3 protein-coding genes and 1 pseudogene are annotated in these 6,873 nt (G+C 67.5%); 1 reads left to right on the top strand and 3 read right to left on the bottom strand.

The window, feature by feature from the left end:
- Positions 1–964 precede the first annotated feature (964 nt).
- Entirely contained in the window at positions 965–4,687 is a 3,723-nt protein-coding gene (locus ACFW2E_RS37895; RefSeq protein ID WP_384473906.1) for a hypothetical protein, read from the top strand.
- Between the two features lie 164 nt (positions 4,688–4,851).
- On the opposite strand, the gene ACFW2E_RS37900 is transcribed toward ACFW2E_RS37895, so the two are convergent.
- The 3 genes and pseudogenes from ACFW2E_RS37900 to ACFW2E_RS37910 form a co-directional block, all read right to left on the bottom strand.
- Positions 4,852–5,898, bottom strand: coding sequence for a hypothetical protein (locus ACFW2E_RS37900; RefSeq protein WP_384473909.1), 1,047 nt, complete (start codon positions 5,896–5,898; stop codon positions 4,852–4,854).
- A 23-nt stretch (positions 5,899–5,921) separates the two neighbouring features.
- A pseudogene (locus tag ACFW2E_RS37905) lies at positions 5,922–6,383 on the bottom strand (helicase); the annotation flags it as partial.
- A 61-nt stretch (positions 6,384–6,444) separates the two neighbouring features.
- Positions 6,445–6,873: transposase (locus ACFW2E_RS37910; protein WP_384473912.1), on the bottom strand; the 429-nt coding region annotated here is incomplete at its 5' end.

Consider the following 6,873-nt stretch of genomic DNA (forward strand, 5'->3'; position numbering starts at 1 on the left):
CGTTGCTCACTGCCTGCACGACGCCCAGACGGCAGATCGCCTGGCCGCCCTGCTCCAGCAGCGTTCATGGTCTGAAGCGCTGGTCGGCTCCCTCGCGCCGGCCGGATCCCCGGGCCATGAGGACTCTGCTTAGCGGAAAGAACTTCTGGTCTGTGGCTCGGTTACATCGCCACAAGATCGGAGGGATGTTGTCGGCCTGCTTTCCGCCGTTCACGGCCGGGGTGTGCTCAGCGCCAGTGGGCGTCACACCTCGTGCCAGTCCAGTTGTTGGTGCATGTCTTGATCCAGTAGTTCTTTCCGTAGGGTTCGTATTGGCCCCAGGAGGTGTGGGTTCCCGCTCCCCTGTCGTCGCAACTGGCAAGCCAGGTGGCCACCCCGTTACGGGTCACGTAGTGGACCTTGACGCAGGCCTTGTGGTGGTCGCCCTTCGTGTCGTAGATCGTCCCGCTGGCCCTCACCTTCGTACCGTTCCAGCAGATGTGAGCTGTGACCTTTGACCCTGTGATGGTGCTGGAGGTGTCACGGCAGTTCCAACCTGCTGCAATTGCACTGCTGCTGTTGGTCTGGGGCGCGGACGGTCCGAGGCCGGCAGCCCCTGCTGCGGTAATCGGTGCAAGCAGAGACCAGCACTCGCTGCGGCGATTCCGATGGGCTTGAGCGCACGCATATGTACTGCCTCTTTCCTCGATGGACTGATTCACGGGGCGAGCCCGCGGACTGAGCTTGGAGCCGCCGTTGCGGGCCCCGGCGGGCTCACGACATCGAGTTCAGCGGGTCGGGAATTGAATGGGCAGCCGGTTTCGCCGCCCTGAACAACGGACTTGTTGCAGGTCACGGGCGCAGCGTTGCGGTGTTGGCCAAAGGAGGCGCCTTCGGATTGCGCTCCTGCCAGGAGGTTGCGTACCTTGTCCGACCTCGCGCCGCATCCACGGGAGAAGCGGGCGGCAAGAGGGGTGAGCTGTCGATGGCGGGACGTCCTGAAAGCCCACTCGATCCCACCACCGGGCCGGTGGCGCGCTTCGCGGCCGAGTTACGCAAACTCCGGGCGGAAGCCGGGAGCCCGACCTACCGGGTCATGGCGCAGCGCGCGGGTCAGGGGACAAGCACCCTGTCGCAGGCCGCCAGCGGCGAGCGGCTGCCGACCCTGCCCGTCGTGCTGGCCTACGTGAGGGCGTGCGGCGGTGATCCGGAGGAGTGGGAGGAGCGTTGGCGGCAGGCGGCCGCTGAAGTAGCGGCGGAACCCCGAACCGGGGATGAGGACGTCGAGCCTCCGTACCGGGGTCTGGCCCGCTTCGAGCCCGGCGACGCCAATCTGTTCTTCGGCCGCGACGAGCTCACCGACCGCCTGGTCGAGCTGACCCGTGTCCGTCGGTTCACCGCCGTGTTCGGTCCCTCGGGCAGCGGCAAGTCCTCTCTGCTGCGCGCCGGCCTCATCCCCCGCCTCCGCAACCCGGACCAGGCCACCCCACAGCCAGCCGCGCTGCGCGTCCTCACCCCTGGCGAGCACCCCCTGCGCACCCACGAGCAGCGGCTGACGCCGAAGGACGGCGACGGGGACACGTGGCTGATCGTGGACCAGTTCGAAGAGCTCTACACCCTCTGCCACGACCCGGCCGAACGTGATCGGTTCATCGACCGGCTCCTGGCTGCCACTGAACCCGTGAACCAGTTGCGCGTCATCATCGCCGTGCGCGCCGACTTTGTCGGCCGTTGCGCCGAACACCCCGCGCTGACCGCCGCCCTGCAGGACGCCACCGTGCTGGCAGGCCCCATGAGCCGTGACGAACTGCGCGAAGCAATCGTCAAACCCGCCCAGGCTGTAGGGCTGATCGTGGAACGCACGCTGACCACGCGCATCCTCGACGAAGTCGAAGGCGAACCCGGCGCTCTGCCCCTGATGTCCCACGCTCTGTTGGAAACCTGGCACCGTCGCAAGGGCCGCGCCCTCACCGAGAACGCCTACGAGGCAGCCGGCGGGTTGCACGGAGCCATTGCCGGTACCGCCGAACTCCTCTACACCCGCCTGTCGTCCGACCAGGTCCGCTTGGCCCGACGGTTGCTGCTACGGCTGGTTACCCCCGGACAGGGCGCCCCGGACACCCGCCGCCCCGTAGATCGGAGCGAATTGGACCAGGTCAGCGGGGGAGACCTGGACGAGATCTTGGAAAGCATGGCCAGGGCTCGCCTCGTCACAGTGGACGGCGAGCACGTGGACCTGGCGCACGAGGCACTGCTTACGGCATGGCCCCGGTTACGGTCCTGGATCGAGGAAGACCGGCAGCGACTGCTTCTGCACCGCGCATTGGCCCAGGACGCCCGGTCTTGGGAGACCCACGGGCGGGACCCGGGCGCACTTTATCGTGGCGTACGGCTGGCCTCCGCCGAGGAGGCCTTCACGTTTGAGCGCTCCGCCGAACTCACCGCTCTGGAAACGGACTTCTTGAAGGCCAGCCGGGCGGCCCGCGGAAAGGAACGTCGACGGCTGCGTACCTTCACCGCATCCCTGTCCCTCCTACTAGTGCTTGCTCTGGTGGCGAGCGTGGCGGCCTGGCAGCAGAACCAGGAGAGTGGCCGGCGCCGGTCGGAGGCAGCAGCCCGGCGCATAGCCTCTCTTGCCCATTCTTTGCGCACGACGGATCCGGCGCTGGCCATGCGTCTCAGTGTCGCCGCATGGCGGACCAGTGCCACCACGGAGACCAAGGCCGCGTTGTACGAGGCGAGTACGCAGCAGGACCGTGACGTCTTTCCCCTGCCGCAACACTCCGACGACGACGGCACGCTTCTTAGTGCCGACGGCCGAACCCTCGTCATTGCCGGCCAGGGCCGGGTCCAGCGTTGGGACGTCGTAAGGCACCGGCGTACCGGGATGTTTCCTGGTACCAGGGGCTCGGGAGGCGAACCAAGGTATGCCATGGATCTGTCGGGCGACGCGCGTCGACTCCTTGTCCTGGGTGAACTTCTTCAGGTGCGGGATGTCAACACGGGCGCCACGGTCGGAAACCCCTTCCCGGTGGGCGGCACGGTGACTGACGCGGGACTGGCTTCCGACGGCACTACCTTGATCGTCGCAGGGGGGCGAGACGCGCAGGTGTGGGATATCCGGCGCCACCGACGGTTACTCTCACGCGAGGGAGCGGAAGTACAGCATGCGCTGGTCAGCGCCGACGGACGGTACATGGCGGTCTGCACGACCACAGGCTCGCTGGAAGTGTGGGATGTCCACAGCAAACACCGAGTCGCACCCGGGGCACGTGCGGCCGGTTGGAATGCCTGCGGCAACTCCATAGCCTTCGGCGCCGGCAATCTGCTGGCGGTCACCACTGACCACGGTGTGCGGATCTGGGATGCCACTTCCAGAAGAAAACGCGAGATCTCTCACCCTGGGGCTCAAGAAGTGACCTTCAGCAACGACGGGAGATATCTGGCAGTGACCGGCGAGAAAGATCTCAGCCTGTGGCGCATCGACGGTCCCCCACGTCTCGTCCTCCACTACACCCCCCGTCACGAGGATGTCTCCGAGGTGCGGATTGACCCGCAGGAAGGTGTGATCCGCTACGTGACCGGGACCGCGGTGAGGACAGTCGAGTTCGACGACACGGCAAACACCTCATGGCATCAGAAAACAACACAGTGGGCACGCTTCAGCCCGGACGGACAGCACCTCGCGACTGCACGGCTCGCGGGAAGCACCGCCGAGTTCGAACTACGCAAGACGGCCGGAGGCCCCCTCACGCGGCTGCGATCCGCGCACTGCGAGTCCAACAACATCGAGGACCGCTGCGCCATCCACATGGTGTTCAGCCACAACGGCCGCGCCTACGCGTACGGCACCAGCACCTACGACCATGCTTCGTCCCACGCGTGGCCGGAACGGATCAGCATTTGGGACACGCGTGAGAACCGCGAGTTCTCGTCACTGAAGCTCACCACCAACGACACTCTGGACCTCGCCGAGAGCATCGCACTCACCATGGACGGGCAGGTGCTCCTGGCTTACCGGCCCGGATCGGATCAGTGGGAGCGATGGGATGCACGCAGCGGAGGACGGATCACACGCCGTACAGCTTTCAGACCCGTGGACGAGACCTACGTCCCGTCGACAAACAAACAGCAGCCACTCGCGCTACGGCCCGACGGCCGGCTCCTGGCCACCGACTACTCCATGCTCCTTGCGCTCCCGTCCGGCCGCTCGACCGTTCGTCGTCTCAGCAGAGACGGCGCAACCAGCGAGCTGGAATTCAACCCGACAGGCGACCGACTGGCGGTCGGGACCGACACCGGCTCGGTGTCCCTGTGGGACGGGGACGGACGGCGGCATTTCGCGGAGCTCGCCGGGACAGTGAACGGCGACCTGTCGGACGGCCGGGAAGCCGTCTCAGCACTGGCCTTCTCCCCTGACGGCAGCACCCTTGCCGTGGGAGGGAACGCCGGCACTATAACGCTGTGGGACGTAGCTTCCGCCCAGCAGTTGGGTTCACCGCTCCCGACGTCCGGGGACCCGATCTTGGCACTCTCCTTCCGCGACGGCAGGACTCTCCAGGCTGCCGGGAAGCACGTGCCGCTACGGACATACCCCATCGACCCGGCGCGCATCACCGCCACGGTGTGTGAGCGGGCCGGAGGAGGGCTCACGCGGGAGCAGTGGCGGACTTACCTCCCTGAACTGCGCTACCGAGACATGTGTTGACGGTGTGCCATCGCTTGAAGACCGCCGCCGCACCACCAACGAGGGCCCACCACCAGACTCCACCAGAACCGGTGAACCCGTCGCCCCGCTGAGCGGGGGTGGTTGCGTTTCCACGGAGAGGTCGACCAGCATCGCGCACGCGCCCTGCGCTCCCCTGAAAGTGCTCACTCGGAGGAGGGGAGAGGGGCGAGCCTTCGGTTGGTGTCGCGTTTCTTCAGGGCCAGGTTCTCGCGGTAGAGGTTCGCGGTCACCGTCGCAAGGGCGTCGAGTTTGCCGGTGAGGTGTGTGATCTCGGCTCTCGCCTCAGGGAGTTGCTTGCGGAGCTGGGCGATCGTCTCGTCCCAGGCGACCTCGCCGGGGGTGCGGAGGACGGGGCGGGCGACCTTGGCGTTCCACTCGGCGAGGATGTCGTCGGCGCGGTGGACGGTCGCGTGGCTGACCTGGGCTTCGCGGGCGAGGTTCTCCTTGGTGAGGGCGCCGTCGGTGTGCAGGGGCTCGCCGGCCAGCAGCCTGCTCATGGCCTCGCGGAGCTTGGTGGCGGTCTTGGCGGACACCGGCATCAGGGGGTGACTCCTTCTTGGCGAAGCGCGCGGGTGATGCGCTGAGACGTCGGCGAGGCGGATCAGGACGGCCTCGCGGCCGGGTGGTGACAGGGCGGGGTCCTGGGCTCTGACCGTGAGGTCCTCTTCCTCAGCGATCCAGATCGGAGCGTGGCGTCGGGTGATCACGGAGTTGCGGCAGCGGTCGGGTTGGCAGGCGCCGATCAGCGGGGCCGTGCCGCGCTGATCGGCGGGCAGTTCGTTGTGGCACTCGGCCTGCGAGGCGTCGAACATGCAGTGGTTGATGGTTCCCAGGTGCAGGTTGGTGAACTGGGTCGCGAGCAGGGCGGCCTCGGCCTGTTCATCGGCGATCTGCGTCCGCAAGGCGGGGTCCTCGTCCATGGTCGAGATGACCTGGTCCAGGCCGGCGTGCACCCGGTCGGCGCCGGGCCCGACCGCAACCTTCTCGCCTGTCCGGCGGGCCCTGAGCAAGTCGACCAACCGGAGTGCGGCGGCGTACTCGAGTTGCTGGTCGAACTCCTTGGCCCACTGGGTGTCCATCTGGGCGTAGCCCTGCGTGGTGCAGTTGGCCAGTGCCCGGCGGGCAGCGTGCTTCAGCTGGAGGCCGAGGGCGACTTCGGAGCCCGGCTCGCGCCCGGTGATCACCGACATCGTTCGCCGGAACATGTGAGAGCGGACGTGCGCGTCGGGGATTCCGCCTGGGCCAGAGCCCGGTCGGGCATCTCGCTCTCGTAGAGCTCGGCGGCTGTCCGGGGCAGCTGCTCCGCGAACGCCGCCGCTTCTTCCACGCGCTGGTGGAAGGTCATGACGGTGCGCAGGTTGTATGCGGCCGCGTGCTCCAGGAGCGCGGTCTGCAGCAGCGCCAGGCGCCGCCCCCACAACGCCTCCTCCGACAGCTCGGACTGCTCCGCGGCGGGGGAGGGGTCGTGGATCTCGAGGTCATCGATCTCGAAGGGGGCGAGGATGCGCGGGGTGGCGGTCAGGTAGAGCCGGTAGGCGACGGGGATGCGGGTGTTGTCGTGGATTGCTGCCCAGGGCCGGCCGAGGTCCCCGGCCGTTCCGTGGGCCTCGTCGATGACGGCGAGGTCGAAGCCGTCCATGGTCTGCCCGTACAAACGTTCCCCGCCCGCTAAGGCTTGTCCCGTAACGATCTTGGAGTCGGGAGTGGCATGGGCGGCTGCAGTGCCGCCTGTTCGGCTATCCGGCGAGGGCGAGGTTGTGCAGGCGGGCGACGCCGAGCATGGCGTGATGGACGCCGTCGCCTTTCAGGCGGCAGTCGCGCAGGATCTTCCAGCCCTTCATGCGGGCGAAGGTGTGCTCGACGCGAGCCCGCACCTGCTTGTGGGAGCGGTTGTGTTCCTCTTTCCAGGCTGGGAGTTCTTCGCCCTTGCGGCGGCGGTGCGGGATGACGACTCCGGTCCCTTGATAGCCGCCGTCGGCGATGGTCATGGTGCTGCCGACGGCGGCCTTGGCGCCGGATTCCTCCCAGCCGCGGGAGTCGTGCCGGTTGCCGGGCAGGGGCCGACCGACCACCACGACCAGGCGGGTGTCGGCGTCGATGACCACCTGATGGGCCGTGGAGTAGCGGTAGTTCTTCGACTGCTCGGCGATCGTGTGGTCCCGGGT

It is taken from the genome of Streptomyces sp. NPDC058964 (genome assembly GCF_042741275.1).
GTDB lineage: Bacteria > Actinomycetota > Actinomycetes > Streptomycetales > Streptomycetaceae > Streptomyces.

Excerpts from the sequence above, each read along its gene's own strand:
- ACFW2E_RS37895 (WP_384473906.1), top strand. The coding sequence starts at position 965 with ATGGCGGGACGTCCTGAAAGCCCACTCGATCCCACCACCGGGCCGGTG.
- ACFW2E_RS37900 (WP_384473909.1), bottom strand. The coding sequence starts at position 5,898 with ATGTCGGTGATCACCGGGCGCGAGCCGGGCTCCGAAGTCGCCCTCGGC.